General features: G+C 42.8%; 15 protein-coding genes. 5 read left to right on the top strand and 10 right to left on the bottom strand.

The window, feature by feature from the left end; translation table 11 throughout:
• The first annotated feature begins 231 nt into the window (after positions 1 to 231).
• Positions 232 to 774 (top strand): hypothetical protein, encoded by a 543-nt coding sequence (locus IQ211_RS08140; protein ID WP_223281766.1) that lies wholly within the window; start codon positions 232 to 234, stop codon positions 772 to 774.
• A gap of 123 nt (positions 775 to 897) precedes the next feature.
• Here IQ211_RS08140 and IQ211_RS08145 read toward each other — a convergent pair whose 3' ends face one another.
• From IQ211_RS08145 to ppsR, 7 genes are all read right to left on the bottom strand, one after another.
• Positions 898 to 1,692 carry a heme ABC transporter ATP-binding protein gene (locus IQ211_RS08145; protein ID WP_399478280.1) on the bottom strand — a complete coding sequence of 265 codons (795 nt, stop codon included), beginning with the start codon at positions 1,690 to 1,692 and terminating at the stop codon, positions 898 to 900.
• Positions 1,692 to 2,693 (bottom strand): FecCD family ABC transporter permease, encoded by a 1,002-nt coding sequence (locus IQ211_RS08150; protein WP_189760384.1) that lies wholly within the window; start codon positions 2,691 to 2,693, stop codon positions 1,692 to 1,694. The genes IQ211_RS08145 and IQ211_RS08150 overlap by 1 nt, the downstream gene beginning before the upstream one ends.
• Positions 2,690 to 3,508, bottom strand: coding sequence for a heme/hemin ABC transporter substrate-binding protein (locus IQ211_RS08155; protein WP_189760383.1), 819 nt, complete (start codon positions 3,506 to 3,508; stop codon positions 2,690 to 2,692). Before IQ211_RS08155 ends, IQ211_RS08150 begins: the two co-directional genes overlap by 4 nt.
• Positions 3,505 to 4,578, bottom strand: coding sequence for a hemin-degrading factor (locus tag IQ211_RS08160; RefSeq protein WP_189760382.1), 1,074 nt, complete (start codon positions 4,576 to 4,578; stop codon positions 3,505 to 3,507). Before IQ211_RS08160 ends, IQ211_RS08155 begins: the two co-directional genes overlap by 4 nt.
• Before the next feature lie 74 nt (positions 4,579 to 4,652).
• A complete protein-coding gene (locus IQ211_RS08165) occupies positions 4,653 to 6,686 on the bottom strand; it encodes a TonB-dependent hemoglobin/transferrin/lactoferrin family receptor (RefSeq protein ID WP_189760381.1) in 2,034 nt (677 codons plus the stop codon).
• Positions 6,687 to 6,985: 299 nt separating this feature from the next.
• Complete coding sequence (locus IQ211_RS08170; protein WP_189760380.1) at positions 6,986 to 8,032, bottom strand: 3-deoxy-7-phosphoheptulonate synthase; 1,047 nt, start codon at positions 8,030 to 8,032, stop codon at positions 6,986 to 6,988.
• Positions 8,033 to 8,189: 157 nt separating this feature from the next.
• Positions 8,190 to 9,053, bottom strand: coding sequence for a posphoenolpyruvate synthetase regulatory kinase/phosphorylase PpsR (gene ppsR / locus IQ211_RS08175; RefSeq protein ID WP_189760379.1), 864 nt, complete (start codon positions 9,051 to 9,053; stop codon positions 8,190 to 8,192).
• Between the two features lie 262 nt (positions 9,054 to 9,315).
• On the opposite strand from ppsR, the gene ppsA reads away from it, so the two are divergent.
• Positions 9,316 to 11,694: a phosphoenolpyruvate synthase gene (ppsA, locus tag IQ211_RS08180; protein ID WP_189760378.1), complete on the top strand. Its 2,379-nt coding sequence runs from the start codon at positions 9,316 to 9,318 to the stop codon at positions 11,692 to 11,694.
• 529 nt (positions 11,695 to 12,223) lie between these two features.
• On the opposite strand, the gene ydiK is transcribed toward ppsA, so the two are convergent.
• Complete coding sequence (ydiK, locus tag IQ211_RS08185) at positions 12,224 to 13,333, bottom strand: AI-2E family transporter YdiK (protein ID WP_189760377.1); 1,110 nt, start codon at positions 13,331 to 13,333, stop codon at positions 12,224 to 12,226.
• A 212-nt stretch (positions 13,334 to 13,545) separates the two neighbouring features.
• Here ydiK and ydiJ point away from each other — a divergent pair, with 212 nt between their 5' ends.
• The 3 genes from ydiJ to IQ211_RS08200 all read left to right on the top strand — a co-directional run bounded on the left by ydiJ (position 13,546) and on the right by IQ211_RS08200 (position 18,244).
• The gene (ydiJ, locus tag IQ211_RS08190) at positions 13,546 to 16,617 is read left to right on the top strand and encodes a D-2-hydroxyglutarate dehydrogenase YdiJ (protein WP_189760376.1); all 3,072 of its coding nucleotides are present in this window, start codon (positions 13,546 to 13,548) and stop codon (positions 16,615 to 16,617) included.
• Positions 16,614 to 17,027: a hotdog fold thioesterase gene (locus IQ211_RS08195; RefSeq protein ID WP_189760375.1), complete on the top strand. Its 414-nt coding sequence runs from the start codon at positions 16,614 to 16,616 to the stop codon at positions 17,025 to 17,027. Before ydiJ ends, IQ211_RS08195 begins: the two co-directional genes overlap by 4 nt.
• Positions 17,028 to 17,188: 161 nt before the next feature.
• Positions 17,189 to 18,244: a L,D-transpeptidase family protein gene (locus tag IQ211_RS08200; RefSeq protein WP_189760374.1), complete on the top strand. Its 1,056-nt coding sequence runs from the start codon at positions 17,189 to 17,191 to the stop codon at positions 18,242 to 18,244.
• 92 nt (positions 18,245 to 18,336) lie between these two features.
• Here IQ211_RS08200 and IQ211_RS08205 read toward each other — a convergent pair whose 3' ends face one another.
• A complete protein-coding gene (locus IQ211_RS08205) occupies positions 18,337 to 18,573 on the bottom strand; it encodes a major outer membrane lipoprotein (protein ID WP_047770169.1) in 237 nt (78 codons plus the stop codon).
• Positions 18,574 to 18,915: 342 nt separating this feature from the next.
• A complete protein-coding gene (pykF, locus tag IQ211_RS08210; protein WP_189760373.1) occupies positions 18,916 to 20,325 on the bottom strand; it encodes a pyruvate kinase PykF in 1,410 nt (469 codons plus the stop codon).
• Between the last annotated feature and the right edge of the window lie 391 nt (positions 20,326 to 20,716).

Genomic DNA, 20,716 nt, shown 5'->3' on the forward strand with positions numbered 1-20,716 from the left:
GCATCAATTCAAGGGCGCGTTTTTGTTCTGGTGTCAGATGAATTTTCATGGTCGCAAGCATGATCGGATTAGGATAAAAAATCAAGCATCTTCAATGACGATTGGTATATACCCCGCGTTATTAATTATAAACGAGGATGTAATGCAATCGGATATTATCTATTTAACCAGAAAGCTGGTTTTTTTATTTTTTACGCATTCGTGACAGCGGGAGTCACAGGTTTACTCTTTTTGGATGTTAATTACCTGAAAAATGGTGTACAGGAAGACTCATTGACTGAGATGTTTCAGGAGTTAACTTTGCTGATTATTGCTGCTTTACTGTTTTATGAAGTAAAGAAAAATGTAAAGTTGCGTCCGGCATTGGCATTAATGGCTGGTTTTTTCAGTTGTCTTCTGATTAGAGAATTAGATATCTATTTTGATAATCTCTTCTTTCATGGTGCGTGGTCATGGTTTGCCATTCCACTTGCTTTAATCTGTATTGGGTATGCCTGCAACAATGGGCGGCAAACTCTCTCTGGGCTCGTCTATTTCACTCGTCACCAAAGTTATTCCATGATGGTTTGTGGTCTGTTGTGTGTATTGGTGTTTTCCCGTTTATTTGGTATGGGGGCGCTGTGGCAGGGATTGATGGATGAACATTTTAACCGGACGGTTAAAAATATGGTGGAAGAAGGCTGTGAAATGTTGGGTTATGCCCTATGTTTTATTGCCACACTTTGGTATTTGCCTGCCGCCCGCAAGCAACGTATTTCTAAAAATATTATTTAATTTCAATCTATTTTGAACTCAATTTTTCAATGCTTACTTATTTGAAGCAAATTTTGCCGATCACAGCAAAATTTGCCTTTCTTGTCCGCTTCTCATCATTAAACGAAAATAAACGATAACCGTCTATTGGCGAAGATAGATCTGTGGTTGATGAGTTTCGGGGTGCTGCATAACGCCCAAATCGGCTTGATACCATTGCTTAAGAATATCGTCACGCAGTACATCTTGCGGAGTACCCGATGCGACTAATTGGCCTTTGTGCAACAAGATAATTTTATCGGCATAAAGTGAAGCCAGGTTCAAATCATGCAGTACACAACAGGCAGCAATGGGATGCTGTCGTGTCAGGCGGTGAACCAATCGCAATGTATGTTGTTGGTGATAAAGATCCAGTGCCGACGTGGGTTCATCCAAAAACAGACAAGATTCGGTAGGTTCAGGGTGCCAAAGTTGAGCTAACACTCTTGCCAGTTGAACCCGTTGTTGTTCTCCCCCCGATAATTGCTGATAATTCCTGTTTCTCAGTTCTTCACACTCTGTTAAAGCAATCGCTTCATCAATGGCGATTTTTTTATGAGCATTTTCATGGGGAACACGTCCCATAGCAATGACTTCCTCTACACTAAATGGAAAGGAGAGGGCGCTATATTGCCGCATGACTGCACGAATACGAGCCAGTTGCTGAGTTGGCCAGCGAGAAATAGGCGTTCCTTTTAACAGACAATCTCCCGAATTGGGTAGAATATAGCCGGTCAATAGACGTAACAGTGTTGATTTTCCCGCCCCGTTTGGGCCAATAATTGCTACAACTTCCCCTTGACGCAGGGAAAGGGAAACATCCTTGATGATCTGACGCTGCCCGATGAAATAATTTAAATTTCGTGCTTCAAGCAAATTATTTGACATGATCGGTTCCATTATGAACGGTTTCTTGATGGCTTGAGGATAAGCCATAAAAAATAGGGGGCACCGATCAAACCAGTAATAAGACCTACTGGCATTTCAGCAGGGGAAACTAATGTCCTGGCTAATGTGTCGGCTTTTAGCAGAAGACAGGCACCACCGAGGGCAGATATCGGCAATAGCCAAGTATGATCTCCCCCAAACCGCTGCCTGGCAAGGTGTGGGATAACCAAGCCAATGAAGCCAATGACACCGGTCAAAGCAACGGCACATCCAACTAACAAGGCACTTAACAGCAATAATTGATATTTGGTGCGTTGGACATTAATACCTAAATAATGAGCTTCTTCATCACCCAGTTGTAGCAAATTGAGTTTGCGTGATTGACTGATTGTCAGCATACAGACAGGGATAATGAGTGATGCCGCAATCGCCAGTGTTGGCCACTCTATTTGACTGAGTGAACCCATCATCCAAATGGAAAATTGGCGTAATTGTTGGTCGTTACTGATATAGCTTAATACACCAATAAATGACGAACATAGTGCATTAATGGCGATGCCTGCAAGAAGCAGCTTTGACAGGTTACCGTGGTTATATTTGTTGAGAATGAATATTAGGGTTGATACTAATAGGCTGCCGATAAAAGCGGCAATAATATGTCCGTACAGCGCAATGCTGGCAGGTAAGGCGAAAGGCAGTACAATAAACATTGCAACGGTAAGTGCTGCACCACTGCTGATCCCTAATAATCCGGGATCGGCCAGAGGGTTACGAAATAATCCTTGCATTACGGCACCGGATATAGCTAACGCTCCTCCAACGAGGATTGCCAGCAAAATACGTGGGAGACGAATGTTTAACCAGATTTGCCACTGTGGGTCATCCAAAGAGGATTCCCACAGTGTTTTAAAAGAAAGTGGCAATGCCCCCATATTTGCTGAGCTAATTGCCAGAAGGAACAACAATAAACTCAGCACTATCACACCGAAACTGGGAGAGCGGGAATGGCTCATTGCGCTTTCTCCGCAGCATCACGGACTTGTTTCATCACAGCGGGTGTTTGCAGGCCGAAACCAAGCAGGCCCATTTCATCAACAACCACGACTTGTTTTTTCTTTCCTGCTGGTGTGAAACTTAACCCAGGAAGCTGCCAAACTTTATCCATCCCACCTAACGTTTTTAGCCCTTCGGTGCTGACTAGCAGTAAGTCCGGCTTGCTGGCAATAACCCCTTCCTGAGATAAAGGGCGGTATCCCTGGAAGCCTTGCATTGCATTTTTTGCCCCAATGGTACGGATAATTTGATCGGCTGCGGTTTTTTGACCAGCTGCCATTGGCATAATGCCACCGTGACTCATGATAAAGACTATTTTGGTGGAAATATCTGATGTGGCGATATCTGCGAGTTGTTGCCGATATTGAGCAATCAATGCTTCACCACGTTTTTCCTGGTTGACCGCCTTGGCGACGGTCATGATTTTTGCAGGAACGGCTTCTAACGAGGTTTCGCTGGTCACTTTAATAACTTTTACACCGGAATCTTCGACTTGCTTGAGTGCCAGGGACGGTTGGGCCGACTCACTTGCAATCACCAGTGAGGGGCGCATGGATAGAATCCCTTCTGAATTCAACATCCTCATATATCCGATGTCGGGTAGGGAAAGCAGTTCTTTGGGATTTTGGCTGGTACTGTCCCTTGCGACAACGTTCTGTCCTTCACCAAGTGCAAAAACAATTTCAGACACATCGCCACCAATGGTCACAATGCGTTCAGCAGAGAACACATTAAAAGAGATGGCAAGCATAAATGTTAGAAGCCATTTTTTCATGCTACACAAGTTTCCTGTTCTGGTTGCAGTTTAGGTAAAGCAGCAATTTGTTCACGCCACTGGGCTTGTTCAGGCGTGCCTTCAGTGCGTTGGCCGTACAACTGTGCGATTTGGTTGCCATTGGCATCAAACAATTCAAGGCTGGTGACGAAGCCACAATCGGTGGGTTTACGGGTAACCCAGCTTTCTGCGACGGCACTTTCAATCAGGTGCAGAGTGAAATTGCGGTTGAAAATGTTGAGCCATTTTTGGGAAGAATTTTCTTCCTGATACGGCATCAAACGTTCCAATTTACCCGTGAAAATCTGGACACAACCACGGTTTCCGACAAAGATCATGATTTCGTTTTGATCTTTATAAGCAACTTCAACAAGTTGAGTGAGTGCTGAATTATCCACGCGATAAGCCAAATCATCTTTAACGGCGTTAAAAATCTGCTGGCGGTTAAGATTGTGGCGTTTCATCATGATGAAGAATTGATGAACATCCGTCATGGCACGCCATTCTTCATCTAATTGTACTTTCAGTTGTTCCGTTACTTCTGCATGTTCAGGCACTTCTTCTGGCTGAATTTCCAGCGCTGGATTTTCACTAGTCTGATATTTTTCGATCAGTGCATCCCATGCAGCCATATCGGTGTTGCTGGTGGCATAGACTTTATGCAACGCATCGCCTTGGCGGTCAAAGAATTGAATGCTATGACGCACACCATTCTTGGCGGGTTCAACCAAAGAGAAAACACTGTTCCAGTGTTCGAAGAATAGACGCAAGTCAAGCTCACGTGGGTTAAGGATCAAACCAACATGTGGGCTAAATTTGGTATTTTCGTAGCGTCCAATATGTTCATGAACGGCAAAGTCGTTACGGGTAATCGCCTTAGTTTCGCCAACTGTTGCTAGTTCTTGAAGCAGGGTAGGAGCATCAATATTCAAACGTTTTGCATCGATACCGACACGGCTATGCAATAACTCGCCTTCGCTGACATTAAGGTAAGCAGCCAAATCGCGAGCATATTTAGCTTTGTTTTCTGCCTTGGCTTGTAGGTAACGTTCATAAAGTGACTGATTCACAGTTGCTAGCTCCTTAAAAAAACGGTGTTTAAACAGTGTTGTTCTAAAATCGAGATAATAATCTGTTTGTTCTTCTACCACTGGTAGCTGACAAACAGTTTGGCATTACGGCCATGCTGTGGTGCTCCCACTGATGAGTAATAGGCTTTATCAAAAGCGTTACCCAATACAACAGAGGTAGTTAGCCCTTTTAATGTTCCAGTGCCATGATAGCTAACGTAGAAGTCATTGACGCCATAACCTGCGTATTGAGAAACCTTCCGACCGAATTCATCTCTATTAGTGCCATATTCTCCTTTAACTTGGGTATGTTGGGTGAATTTACCGATCCATCCAATAGAGAAATCTGTGTCAGATAATGGAATATCCAAAGTACTGGTTAGGGTATCAGGACTGAGTGCTCCTATAGATGCCCCAGTTTTTTCGTTTTTACCCGTTGTTCGGTTATAAGCAAGATTCCAGGAGAACCAGTCAGAATCATACGTCATAGAAACATCCCAACCCCAAATCTTAGCTTTTGGAATGTTGATTGATTGTGTGAAACCTTTCCCCATGGTGAATGTGATGTAATCTTTCGCTTGAGTATCAAAATAACTGGCTTTAAATTTCAGGCCATCATTGTTGGCAAACAGTTCATCGAAACGCAACCCGAAACCGTATTCCTGAGTTTCATTACTTTCAGGACGTAGGTTTGGATTGGGTTTCCAGTAGTTTCCAGGAAAATGCATGGAATCGTTATACATTTCACCCATGGTCGGAGAACGGAATGCTTGAGAATAAGAGGCAAATAGCATTGACCAATCTGTAGGGGTAATACTAACGGCGCCTTTTGATGACCATTTGTCGGCACTAATATCATCATATTTGCTATTTGTGGCTTTGTAATTGTCGTAACGTGTACCCACAATAAATGAGACAGGTAAATCACGCAGGGTCATTTCATCTTGAACCCAGCCAGATGCAAAACGGATATCGGCATTGGGAAAGCCCATTACAATACTGCTACTTGGCTTTTGTTTTTGTTTATAGGCTTCACCACCATAAGTAAATTGGTGGGCAGCAAAGGCAGCACTTCCCAAATGGGAACGGTTTTCAAGTTTTATACCATAAGTTTCTTGTTTACGACCTTCAAAAACCTTGTCTTTGCTTCTGTTATTAATATTGATATCGGAATAATAAATATCTGCTTTGGCGTTTAACCAACTATATTGGGCTGGGTTTAATTGATAAGACAATTGAGCATCACGTTGCGCTGTGGTGCGGTCTACTCGTTTGTTTCTCCCGTCATAGGTGCCTTGTGGATTTTTAGGCTCATGTGCTTCATTGCGGTAATAACGCAAGTTGCCACTGAGCTTTTGGTTGTCATCTATTTTCCAGGAACCTTTTACCAAAGCATTGCCACTGAATTCGTCGTTATTTTCTGTTATGCCTTTACCGAAACGGATATTACCCGCGTCACGGGTGCCAAATGCAACTAAACCATCAAACTGTTCGGTTTTACCGAATGCAGCGCCCCCAAATCCCAGACTGTGGTCACCGCTCCCTGCGCGGCTAAAAACACGAAAACCCGTATTTTTGCCTGCTTCCAGTAAATCAGCAGCATCTACTGTTTGATAGGCAATAACACCACCCAAAGCACCACTGCCATAAAGGAGTGCTGATGGGCCACGGACAACTTCCACTTGCTTAATCAAAGCGGGATCGAGAAAGACACCATTGAGGTGTCCGGTGTCAGTTCCTTGCCGAATACCATCAACAAGGGTCAAAACTCCTTTTTGGGTATAACCCCGAATGCTGATATCTTGCCCATTGGTACGGCCAATACCCGCGACACTAACGCCTGGAATATTGTGCAGTAAATCATTTGCGTTGCCTGCAACCTGACTGCTGGCTGAATTGCCTTCAATGACTGTCACCATCATAGGGGCTTCAAAACTGTCACGTTGGTTGCCAGTGGCATAGACAGTTACCGTGTCTTTGGAAGATTTCTCTTGCTTGGAATGTACTGTTTCCGAAGGTACTGCTGTGGCATACGCAGAAGATAGACTCGCGAAGATGAGTACACTTAATGTAGACAATTTCAGGCTTGGTGATTTAATTAAAGTCATGCAAGTCAATTTCCATAGTGAAATAGTGCGTTCTTATGAACACAATTAACTGATATATCACTGTTATTTAGCAGTGAGTTTGTTAGATTTTTTATTGTGTCAGAGTTGACCATCAATGTAGTTGATTTTATTGAACAATAATTATTCTGATATTGAGAATAATTATCGTTTCAATGGTGGTTAACTTCAAGCTATTTTTTCTATACCTGAAATTTTAAGTTAATATTTTGATTTTAAAGGATTTAAATTTATGGTTATTGGCTCCCGATAGTCGGTGGGAGCCAAAGCAGGGAAAGGATTCAGGAACGATTTCTCATGGCTTCATCAAGAATATTGATAAATTCTTCCGTGTCTTGCCAGCCAAGACATGGATCGGTAATAGATTGGCCGTAGGTCAAAGATTCTCCCTTAATAACTTTTTGCGTTCCTTCAACTAAAAAGCTTTCTGCCATAACACCAGCAATTGCTGTTGAGCCAGATTGGATCTGTTCACCAATATTTCTTGCTATATCCAATTGACGACGATGAATTTTCTGGCAATTAGCATGGCTACAATCCACAATTAAGCGTTCAGGTAAGTGAAATTCACGTAATTTATGGCAAGTTGCTGCAATATCTTCAGCACTGTAATTCGGTTTTTTCCCACCACGCATAATAATATGTCCATAGGGGTTGCCACTGGTTTGATAAATCGTCATCTGACCATTTTTATCTGGGGACAAAAACATATGTTTGGCTCGTACTGCACGTATTGCATCAATAGCGATAAGCGTATTGCCATCTGTCCCGTTTTTAAAACCCACTGGGCATGACAAGGCAGAGGCCATTTCTCGGTGAATTTGGCTCTCTGTTGTTCTGGCGCCGATCGCTCCCCAACTGATTAAATCAGCAATGTATTGACCAGTGACCATATCCAGAAATTCTGTGGCTGTCGGGACACCTAATTCATTGATATCAATTAACAGTTTACGGGCAAGTGCGATCCCTTGATTAACCTGGCAAGAACCGTCTAACAGGGGATCTGAAATCAAGCCTTTCCAGCCAACAACGGTTCTCGGTTTCTCGAAATAAGTTCGCATCACAATTTCGAGATTTTGCTGGTATTTTTTACGCAGGAGGTGTAAGCGAGAGGCATAATCAAGAGCTGCATCAACATCGTGAATGGAGCAAGGGCCAATAATAACCAATAGACGTTGATCTTCGCCTGTTAGGATGGATTCAATACGCTTTCGTGACAATGTCACATTTTGTAATATTTTGTCTGATATAGGATATTGTTCTGCAAGCGCTTTAGGTGTGATCAGGCTATCAATGCGGTGGGTTCTTAACTCATCTGTTTTGTACATATACTTTCTTTCTCGGATTTTACTTCATATTTGTGACAGAGACTGAAATAACTGGGGATCACAATAACTCAACCCCCAGTAAATTCAACAGACAATCATGATATTTACGCGAGAAAGTGTCGTGAATAAATATTGTTAAACATGTTATGTTTTGCAATCAGAACATGCGGCGTTTTAATCCCATACTGTCAATAATTTTGGTCGAAATCTCTTCGACAGAATAATTAGTGGTATTCAGGTAATTAATCTTATTTTTTCGGAATAAAGCTTCAACTTCAGCAATTTCAATCCGACATTGTCGTAATGACGCATAACGGCTATTTTCACGCCGTTCTTCACGGATAGCAGCAAGCCTTTCTGGGCTAATCGTCAGTCCAAATAATTTATGCTGAAAGGATTTTAAAGCGGCGGGTAACTGCAAATTATCCATATCATCTGCGGTAAAAGGATAGTTTGCCGCCTGAATACCAAATTGCATGGCAAGATAGAGGCTGGTTGGGGTTTTTCCACACCGAGATACGCCAAGAATAATGACTTGAGCCTGATCAAGATTACGTAATGAAATACCATCATCATGGGCGAGAGTGTAATCAATGGCAGCAATGCGAGCATCATATTGCCCCAGATTTTTTTTCGATAAGCCGTGAGTTCGGTGTAATTCTGGTTTTGGCGCCAAGCCAATTTCTTGCTGTAAGGGTGCCACTAATGTTTGAACAATATCCTGACAAAATCCGTTACTGCGGGTAATAATGCTTTTCACTTCATCTGAAATGATGGAATAAAAAACTAATGGCTTGATTTGGGTTTGCTGATATATCGCGTTTATTTGATCTCTGACTTCCTCTGCTCTGGTTTTGCTTGTCACGAAAGGTAAGGTATAGGAAGTGATCGTAATTGGAAATTGGGATAACACGGCGTGGCCTAATACTTCAGCTGTGATTGCCGTTCCATCAGAAATAAAAAATACGCTGCGTTGTAGTATTTCATTTTCCGTTGTTTGGGAAGGATGAATGTCTATCATTGTCTCTCTTCTTTTATCGTTATACGCATTAAACTTCAAGTTGCAACTGACACAACTCTATAAAATCACACGCATCTTGCAGTCAGATTGGTATATGCCCTTAAGATCCTTTCCAAATTATACCTGTAATAAAATAATATTGTTGGGTTGATCGATTCACCTTTCTATATCTGGCAAGACAATGTGCTAGGCTATTTCTTGCTGTGAAGTGCAGCTTTCATTTTCCGATTTGTACCTCCGAATGTAAAAAGGGTAGTTTCTAATGTCCAATAGTGGCCTCACCTCAAGCAATGTGCTCTGGTATAACCAATTAGGTATGAACGACGTTAATCGGGTTGGTGGTAAAAACGCCTCGCTTGGCGAGATGATCACCAATCTGGCTGAGCTTGGTGTGTCTGTTCCCAATGGTTTTGCTACAACTGCACAGGCATTTAATGATTTTCTGGAACAAAGTGGTGTGAACCAGCGTATTTATCAATTGCTGGATGAAACCAATGTTGATGATGTCAATCAGTTGGCTAAAACTGGCGCGAAAATTCGTCAGTGGGTGATTGATACGCCATTTACGGCTCAACTTGAAAAAGATATCCGTGATGCCTATCTGCAATTGTCTGAAGGCGAGCCTGATGCTTCTTTCGCCGTGCGCTCTTCTGCCACCGCGGAAGATATGCCGGATGCTTCTTTTGCTGGACAGCAAGAAACTTTCTTGAATGTGCAAGGCATTGATGCAGTGATGGTGGCTATCAAGCATGTCTTTGCATCACTTTTTAATGATCGCGCTATTTCTTATCGTGTCCATCAGGGGTATGACCATCGTGGTGTGGCACTTTCTGCGGGTATACAACGCATGGTGCGTTCTGATTTGGCTTCCTCTGGCGTGATGTTTACGATTGATACTGAATCAGGTTTTGATCAGGTTGTCTTCATTACATCAGCATATGGTTTGGGGGAGATGGTTGTTCAGGGAGCGGTAAACCCGGATGAATTTTATGTCCACAAACCGACGTTGAATAACAATCGGCCTGCAATAGTGCGCCGTAATCTTGGCTCTAAAAAAATACGCATGGTTTATGCAAATAGTAAAGAGCATGGGAAGCAAGTGCGTACGGAAGCTGTATCAGAGGAATTGCGCAATCGTTTCTCTTTGACTGACAGTGAAGTGGAAGCGCTGGCCAGACAAGCTTTGCTAATTGAGAAACATTATGGCCGTCCGATGGATATCGAGTGGGCGAAAGATGGGCATAATGGCAAGTTATATATTGTTCAAGCCCGTCCTGAAACTGTCCGATCAAATCAGCAGGTAATGGAACGTTACCAACTCAATGAGCAAGGTAATGTATTGGTGGAAGGTCGAGCCATTGGGCATCGTATCGGCGTTGGGACTGTTAAGGTTATCCACAATCTGAGTGAAATGGATCGTATTCAAGCGGGGGATGTGCTGGTCACTGACATGACTGATCCGGATTGGGAACCGATTATGAAAAGAGCAGCAGCCATTGTCACTAATCGTGGAGGGCGTACCTGTCACGCCGCTATTATTGCTCGTGAGCTGGGTATTCCGGCTGTTGTAGGGTGTGGCGATGCGACTGAACGTTTACAAGAAGGTCAACAGGTAACTGTTTCTTGTTCGGAAGGTGATACAGGTTACGTTTATCAGCATAAACTAGATTTCAGTGTTCAGAGTTCCCAAATTGATAAACTACCGGAATTGGATGTGAAGATCATGATGAATGTAGGTAATCCTGATCGCGCCTTTGATTTCGCCTGTTTGCCAAATGAAGGGATTGGCTTGGCTCGACTGGAGTTTATTATTAACCGAATGATCGGTGTGCACCCTCGTGCTCTGCTTGAATACACCAAACAGTCTCCTGAGCTGCAAGAGCAAATTAACTCGTTGATGGTTGGTTATGATGATCCTATTGAGTTTTATATAGGGAAATTAACCGAAGGGATTGCAACGCTAGCGGCAGCATTCTGGCCTAAACGTGTGATTGTTCGTTTATCAGATTTCAAATCCAATGAATATGCGAACTTAGTGGGTGGAGACAGGTATGAACCACAGGAAGAAAACCCAATGCTGGGTTTCCGTGGGGCAGGGCGTTACGTTTCTGACAGTTTCCGCCAATGTTTTGCGTTAGAGTGTGAGGCGATCAAACGGGTACGTAATGTGATGGGATTAACTAACGTTGAGGTGATGATCCCGTTTGTGCGTACCGTTGCTCAAGCGGAAGCAGTGATAGCGGAATTGGCTTCTCAGGGTTTGAAACGCGGTGAGAATGGCTTGAAAGTTATCATGATGTGTGAAATTCCATCGAATGCGTTATTAGCAGATCAATTTCTTGAATATTTTGACGGCTTCTCAATTGGCTCAAATGATATGACGCAATTAGCTCTGGGATTAGATCGCGATTCTGGTGTGGTATCCGAATTATTCGATGAACGTAATGAAGCGGTAAAACAACTGCTTTCCATGGCAATTCAAGCGGCTAAACGGCAGGGGAAATATGTTGGTATCTGTGGCCAAGGGCCTTCGGATCATGAAGATTTTGCTCAATGGTTAATGAAGGAAGGAATTGACAGTTTATCATTGAATCCTGATACGGTTGTGAAAACGTGGGTTGCTTTGGCTGGAAGTAATTAATAGCATTTGTATTAACCCAATTTCAAGTTGCCACTGGCAAATCAATGTGATTGTTTATATCTCCCCGCGTAGTGGGGAGATATTAAGACGCATCTTGAAAGGCGATTGGTATAATTCAAATATAAAAGCCTGTTAAGATCCTTTCAGGCTTTTATATTCTATGTTACAGATTTTTTGGCGTGCAAAAAAAAGCCTATCATGGGCTGACAGGCAAAGACTACACACAGCAATATATATACTTCGTTGAACCCAGCCTATGGCGTTATAAGCTGAGGTAGCAATACTCTGGGAAACATTTGTTTCGATGGAATGAATACTAATTTAATAGGTGAGTTTATTCATTAAGAATCCTCTTAATAAATAGAGATTAGAAAAGAAACTGTATAAAAATAACTTTTTTGCAACAATTTTCTTGGCGGGTTTTATTTTTTACGAAAAATGACTTTATATTTTAGATGGGGTTGTGATGATATATTCACCATTTTTATAATTGCGCGAAAATACTATTTTTTTTCGCGCAATTATTTAATTATTTGACGTGCTTTTCCCCGAGATATTTTTCCATATCTGTCATTTTTCCTTCGGGTTTAGGAACTTCATTCATCCATGCCAATAGCAAACTGTAAGAAACAGCCAATACAACAGGCCCAATAAATAGCCCGATGACACCTAATGAAAGGATCCCGCCGATGACTCCGGTAAGAATTAATACCATCGGTAAGTCAGCACCAAGACGGATCAGGAATGGGCGTAGGACACCATCCATAGTGGTTAATATCAGGCTCCAGATAATTAAAATAGTTCCCCAGGTTGTTTCTCCCGTCCAATAAAGCCATGCGATAGAGGGAATGAGAACAAGCAGAGGCCCTAGCTGAGCAACACAGCATACGAACATGAACACTGTTAATATCATGGGGTACGGAATGCCGGCAATTGCCAGCCCAATTCCGCCCGCAATGGCCTGAACCAATGCCGTTACCACTACGCCAAGAGCTACGGCTCGGATCGATTGAGCAGCCAACAATACGACGGCGTCACCGCGTTTATCCGCCAGCCGGATAGCAAAATGGCGGATACTCAGCATAACCTGATCCCCCTTCCAATAAAGTAACACACTGAACATGACCATCAGTGCCAGATGGAAAAGAAAGCGCCCTGCATTAGCGGCTTGGGTAAAAAACCATGTTGCTGCTTTACCGATGTAAGGAGGAATTTTGTTGAGCAGTATGTTACCGCCATCAGCAATCAAATCCTGCCATTTAAGATATACATCTTCGCCAATGACAGGGACTCGATTGAGCCATTCCAGCTGTGGCAGGTGGAAAGAGGAAGGCGATTTTGCCCATTCAATCAATGGCGCACTGTTTTCTACCAGGCTACTGACAAGTAACGCAATCGGAATAACAAATAGCAAAACTAACAGTAACGTCATGATAGAAACCGCAATCCAGCGTTTTCCCCATAGCCGTTGTTGTAATTTCTCCAATAATGGCCAGGTTGCGATAACCACCATTCCTGACCAAATAAATCCCAAAATAAAGGGACTTAACACCCAAAAGCTGGTGGTAATGAGCAATAAAATGAAGAATAGAGCGAATAACAACTTAGGTAAATCTTGGTGTGATTGTGATTTTTCCATGAAATCATTTCTCAGGTAATTAAATAGTGTTGGCAGTAACAACGGTAATTAAATATAACGATATTCCATTGGTTGCTCAAAATCGACAAATATTGTGATATGGTTGAAAACCTGCCTGCTCAGAAAGTAGAAAATTGTCTGAGTTACGTTATCCAAGATAGTATATAGATAAAGCAATGTGGATATTTATTAGAATAAGGGGCAATTAGCCAATGATCCCACGTATATCACAAGCCCCCCATGTCAGTGAACTGGTACAGAACTATTTGACTGTACTGAAAGAAACGGGTTTTACTGGAGACACCGCCAGCAGTTATGCCGATAGGCTGACTATGGCGACAGATAACAGTATTTATCAATTGTTACCACAAGCTGTTGTATTTCCTCGTTCCAGTGCTGATGTTGTTTTGCTGACAAGAATAGCAGAAGAGGAGCGTTTTAAGGCGCTGACGTTTACTCCCCGTGGCGGTGGAACTGGCACGAATGGACAATCACTTAACAGTGGTATTGTGGTGGACATGTCCCGTTATATGAACCGTATTTTGGAAATCAATCCAGAGCAGGGATGGGTAAGGGTAGAAGCTGGTGTTATCAAAGATCAGCTTAATCAATACCTAAAACCTTTCGGTTATTTTTTCTCCCCAGAACTTTCAACCAGTAATCGTGCTACGTTAGGCGGTATGATCAATACAGATGCCTCCGGTCAGGGATCGTTGGTTTATGGTAAAACCTCGGACCATGTACTGGGTGTCCGTGCTGTTTTATTGGGAGGGGAAATGTTGGACACCCGTCCTATGAGTACAGCATTGGCGGAATCGATTGCCCAAGAAGAGAATATCGTTGGTCGTATTTATAAAGCGGTATTGGAACGTTGTCGTGAACAACGGAAACTAATCATTGAGAAGTTCCCTAAACTCAATCGATTTTTGACGGGATACGATTTACGCCATGTATTCAGCGACGATATGCAGTTTTTTGATCTCACCCGTATTTTGACGGGTTCTGAAGGTACTTTGGCCTTCATTACCGAGGCGACGCTGGATATCACACCGTTACCTAAAGTCAGGCGACTGGTGAATGTCAAATATGATTCCTTTGATTCTGCCCTACGTAATGCTCCCTTTATGGTCGAAGCCAAAGCGCTCTCAGTGGAAACGGTAGACTCTAAGGTACTCAATCTGGCGCGCGAAGATATCATCTGGCATTCAGTGAAGGAATTGATTACGGATGTGCCTGATAAGGATATGCAAGGTCTGAATATTGTTGAATTCAGTGGTAATGACGGACAGAAAATTGATCAGCAGTTGCAGGAGCTTTGTTTACGCCTTGATGAATTGATGGAAAAAAATCAGGCGGGCATTATTGGCTATCAGATATGCCATGATTTGAGGGATATTGAGCGCATTTATGCCATGCGGAAAAAATCCGTCGGATTGTTAGGCAACAGTAAAGGTCCAGCTAAACCCATTCCATTTGTCGAAGATACTTGTGTTCCTCCTCAACACCTTGCCGATTACATTACTGAATTTCGCCAGCTTTTGGATAATCACCAACTGAATTACGGCATGTTTGGTCATGTAGATGCAGGTGTTTTACACGTGCGTCCTGCGTTAGATATGTGTGATCCTCAGCAGGAAATCTTGATGAAACAGATTTCTGATGAAGTTGTTCATTTGACGGCCAAATATGGTGGTTTGTTATGGGGAGAACATGGAAAAGGTTTTCGAGCAGAATATAGCCCTGCCTTTTTTGGTGAGGTTTTGTATAACGAATTGCGCCGAATAAAAGCGGCATTTGATCCACTCAATCGCCTCAATCCGGGGAAAATCTGTCCACCAATTGGTGTCGATGCACCCATGATGAAAGTGGATGCAGCCAAGCGCGGAACTTATGATCGTACCATTCCTGTCAATGTAAGGACTGCATTTCGTGGCGCAATGGAATGTAATGGTAATGGGTTATGCTTCAATTTCGATGTCAGAAGCCCAATGTGTCCATCAATGAAAATCAGTCAGCATCGCATACATTCTCCCAAAGGCAGGGCGACTCTGGTGAGAGAATGGTTGCGGCTTTTGACCGAACAAGGGGTTGAACCTAAATTGCTGGAGCATGGGCTGGATCAAGCACGCCCCAGTTTGCGAGGATTGATTGAAAAGACTCGTCATAGCTGGCTGGCGTGGCGAGGTGAATATGATTTCTCACATGAAGTTAAAGAGGCTATGTCAGGTTGTTTAGCCTGTAAAGCGTGTTCCACACAGTGCCCGATCAAGATTGATGTCCCTTCGTTTCGTTCACGCTTCTTAGCTTTGTATCACAGCCGTTATTTGCGTCCATTGTGTGATCATATTGTTGCTAATGTTGAACACAGTACGCCATTGATGGCAAAAGCGCCGCGAATATTTAATTTTTTCCTGAAACAACCGTGGGTACAAAAAATCAGCCAGCATACCATTGGCATGGCTGATTTGCCGTTACTTTCCTACCCGACATTGCAACAGCAACTTGCTGGTCATTATGCAGCAAGGACAACGCTGGAACAATTGGAAGGTATGTCATCATTACAGCGTGACCAACATGTGCTGATTGTCCAGGATCCTTTTACCAGTTATTACGATGCGAAAGTGGTTACCGATTTTGTATTGTTGACAGAAAAGTTGGGGTATAAGCCTGTCTTATTGCCATTTTCACCCAATGGAAAGGCGCAGAATGTTAAAGGGTTCTTGAATCGATTTGCCAAAACCGCGGGAAAAACGGCTGACTTCCTTAATCGGATAGCGCGCCTGAATATTCCTATGGTAGGTGTCGATCCTGCTTTAGTTCTGTGTTATCGGGATGAATACAACGCTATTCTCGGTGAGCGGAGAGGAGATTTTAACGTTCAGTTGGTACATGAATGGCTAATCAGCATCCTGCCGGAAAAAATATCACAAGTGAAAAACGATGATTCCGTGTCCAGAGATGCCTGGTATCTGCTTGGACACTGTACCGAAGTAACAGCATTGCCTAATAGCGGCAAACAGTGGGCTGATATCTTCTGCCATTTTGGTCACCAATTGAATCATGTCAATGTTGGGTGCTGTGGCATGGCGGGTACTTATGGTCACGAAAAGAAAAATCTGGAGAAATCCATTGGCATCTACAAACTGTCATGGGCTCCGGCACTGAAAAATTTATCCTTAGAACACTGCCTAAGTACAGGGTATTCGTGTCGTAGCCAAGTGAAGCGCATAGAAGGAAAACAGCTTAAACATCCATTACAAGCCCTATTGGAGATAATGTCGTGATTTGGAAACGTAATATAGATGTAAATACACTGAATCAATTTAATAGTGAGTGTATGGTAAAACATGTCGGGATCGAATTTACCCAGATTGGCGATGATTTTATCGAAGGAACAATGCCAGTCGATCAACGAACTAAACAGCCATTCGGGATCTTGCATGGCGGGGCATCTGTGGTATTGGCTGAAACACTTGGCTCAATTGCAGGTTATCTCTGTTCGGAAGGCGAACAGAAAGTGGTGGGAGTAGAGATTAATGCTAACCACCTTAAATCTGTTCAAGAAGGCGTGGTGAAAGGCATTTGTAAACCTGTCCATCTTGGTCGTTCACATCAGGTTTGGCAGATTGATATCTATAATGATCAACAACAATTATGCTGTACGTCTCGCCTGACAACAGCAGTTCTGTCTTAATTACCTTACCTGTTACATTTTGTTCCTGTCAGTATTTGGCTGGCGGGAACAACTGGACGATATAAATCCCGCTTTGATTGCTACGAATGAGATAGAATAGTTTTGCAAAGTAGGCTATTAATTAACCACCAACACTCAAGTATCATTTTCAGGAAGCACGTATGAAGCGATTTTTAACTGTTATCGGCATGTTCTTGATTGGCATGTTGTCGTTAAGTGGATTGATTCATATCGCCCATGCTATCGAGTATCCATTGCCTCCTGCCAATAGCCACCTGATTGGCGAAAATTCTACCCATATTGTGCCCGATGACGGGCGTCCGTTAGAATCCATTGCCGCCAAATACCAAATAGGATTATTGGCGATGTTGGAAGCAAATCCTGGTGTCGATCCCTATTTACCTAAACCTGGCACTGAGTTAATTATTCCATCACAGATGCTATTGCCGGACACTCCCCGCAAGGGAATTATTATCAATTTGGCCGAACTTAGGCTCTATTACTTCCCTGAGGGAAAAAATTATGTCGTTGTGTATCCTATTGGAATAGGCCAACTTGGGCGTAACACGCCGATTATGACAACGTCAGTCAGCCAATTAATTAAAAACCCGACATGGACACCAACCGTTAATATTCGCAAGGATTACGCTAGTCGGGGAATTATTTTGCCTGCTGTCATTCCCGCTGGCCCAGATAATCCAATGGGGGATTTTGCCTTACGCTTGGCGGCTGGACGCGGTGAATATCTGATCCATGGTACAAATGCGAATTTTGGCATTGGTATGCGTGTCAGTTCAGGATGTATTCGTTTGCGGCCTGAAGATATTGAAGATTTGTTTCGGACTGTCCCACGTGGAACGCGAGTCCAGGTCATTAATGAACCGGTGAAATATGCCATAGAGCCAGATGGTAAGCGCTATGTGGAAGTTCATCAGCCATTGTCTAATAAAGAGACAGATGATCCACAAACAGTGCCGATCCCACGTTCTGAAGGCTTAGTGAAGTTCATTAATCACCGTGAAACAGATGAATTCCTTGTTGATCAAGCGATTATTCGTCGTTCAGGTATGCCAGTACAGGTAAATACAGGGCTGGTTGCGAATAGCCAAGTGGAAAAGGCGATTTTAAAACCAATTGAAGATACCGCCCCCGAAATTAAACCAGCTAAGATACCGCCATTACATCAACCAGGGCCAATCTATCAACCTGACGCCTAAGAAATTGGGAAAGATAGGGGATAAGCAGAAGAAATAGAAATGGCGTACCATTGTACGCCATTTGTTATCAACAATTTTACCTACTATAAAGATTATTTCTTGTATGAACGAACTTGGTTATCAAGGCGCTGATTAGCACGAGCAGCTTCGTCTCTGGCTGATTGTACATCAGAACGAATAGAACTAAGATCACTGCTCAACTGGTCAACTTTAGAACCGAGAGTTTGAACCTGAGAGGCGAGTTGTTCAACTTTAGTTGCGCTTGAGCAACCCGCTAACAGAGTAGAAGCCAGAATTACTGCACCAAATACAACTTTAGTACGATTCATTACATTACCCTCTAGATTAAGTTAATCTCCAAGTAGCCATCTAAGTATTGCACAAACTATTTTAGAAAGAGAATAAATTTTTGCTACGAAAAAAATTCCGCATAAACAAAGTGTGGTTTATCCGTTTATACGCATTAAACGTCAAATTGCAATTTACAACACGCTATGAAACCTGATTTCTCCCCGCTTCGAGGAGAGAAACCAACAATCACATTGATTTGCAAGCTGCAAACTTGAAGTTAGATTGGTATAGAAATATAAAAAGCCCAATTTGCATAATACAAATATGGGCTTTTTTATGATCCCAGTGCTGCCCAAGTTTAGACAGCGCTGTTGTTTAGCTTATAGCACGTGAACAGAGGACGTGTTTGTGGTGCCGCTTGGCACTAATGCACCGGAAACCATGACAACGGTATCCCCTTTGTGTGCCATACCACTTGCCAATGCCGCTTCTTTACCAATACGATAAAAATCATCGGTAGAAGCGATTTCTTTGACAATCTGAGTGGAAACACCTTTGACTAACAGCAATTGACGAGCCGTGATTTCATTCGTTGTCAACGCAAGGATTGAGGCATTAGGGAAATATTTGCGGATAGATCTTGCAGACTTACCACCATATGTTGCCACGACAATTAATGGAGCTTCCAATTTTTCTGCGATTTCAACCGCGCCACGGCATACTGCTTCGGTAACGCGCAGTTTCTGAGTTCTGGTATGTTCAATTTTGCTGCCCATAACGCGATCTGTACGCTCACAGATTGTTGCCATGATGGAAACGGCTTCAACAGGATATTTTCCTTTCGCACTTTCACCTGAAAGCATTACCGCATCGGTACCGTCTAAAATAGCGTTAGCTACGTCGCCTGCTTCAGCGCGGGTAGGGCGTGGGTTTTTGATCATTGAATCCAGCATCTGAGTGGCAGTAATAACAACCTTACGAGCTGCATTACATTTTTCGATCATCATTTTTTGCGCGAAGATAACTTCTTCTACCGGAATTTCAACACCCAGATCACCACGGGCAACCATGATACCGTCAGACGCTTCGAGAATTTCATCGAAGTTATTCAGACCTTCCTGGTTTTCGATTTTGGAAATGATTTGGATGTGTTCGCCGCCATGAGCTTTCAGATGTTCACGGATTTCCAGTACATCGGAACGTTTACGGATAAAAGATGCGGCAACGAAATCCACGCCTTGCTCACAACCGAAGATCAAATCCTGTTTATCTTTTTCTGCCAGTGCAGGCAGGTTGATAGAAACATTTGGCAGGTTAACGCCTTTGTTTTCACCCAAATCACCGTTATTCAATACTTCACAGATGACTTCAGTGGCGCTAGTGGCTTTAACTGTCATGGCGATCAAACCATCATCAACCAATATGGTGTTTCCTGGTTTCAGATCTTCTGGCAGACCGACATAAGTCACAGCGACACGCCCATGATTGCCAATAACAGATTTATCTGTTGTAAAGGTGAAAGTTTGGCCCGCGGTAAGGGAAACATCCTTGCCATCTTCCAGCTTCATGGTGCGGATTTCAGGCCCCTTAGTATCCAGTAAGATTGCGGCTTTTTTGCCCGTTTTTGCTACGACTGAGCGAATGTTTTTAATGCGCTGACCATGCTCTTCGTAGTCACCGTGAGAAAAGTTCAGGCGCATCACATTCATACCAGCATTAAGCAGTTCGGTCAATTTCTCTTCGGATTCTGTTTTTGGCCCGATAGTACAAACAATTTTGGTTTTTTTCATGACAATCTATCTACTGATTTTAATGGATTAAAAGAGTGAATCGCTAGCCATTAACATTTATGCCAGCATCATCTGGTGTTTTAAGTTGCGCAACATAATGAAAAACGGGTAGCAATCGAAAGTGAATAGTAGTAAGCGTCAAATGGTTTTTCAGCATGAAGTTCGGTATGTGCAGATATGCGGATTTAGTTCGACTAATCATCTGTAATTTTTTCTGGATTCGGTAAATTAATTAGCTGAAACCATTCAACTTATGACATAGGCGTATTATAGAGACTAATTTCTGTGAAATGAATCAAAAAATAGCGCTTGAAAGGATTTCCATACAGAAAAGAGGAGATAACCATGGTTCATGATTAAAGAAATCAGAGAGTTGTTGCGCAAATAAAAT

The sequence above is a fragment of the Xenorhabdus griffiniae genome (assembly GCF_015163655.1).
Classification (GTDB): Bacteria; Pseudomonadota; Gammaproteobacteria; order Enterobacterales; family Enterobacteriaceae; genus Xenorhabdus; species Xenorhabdus griffiniae.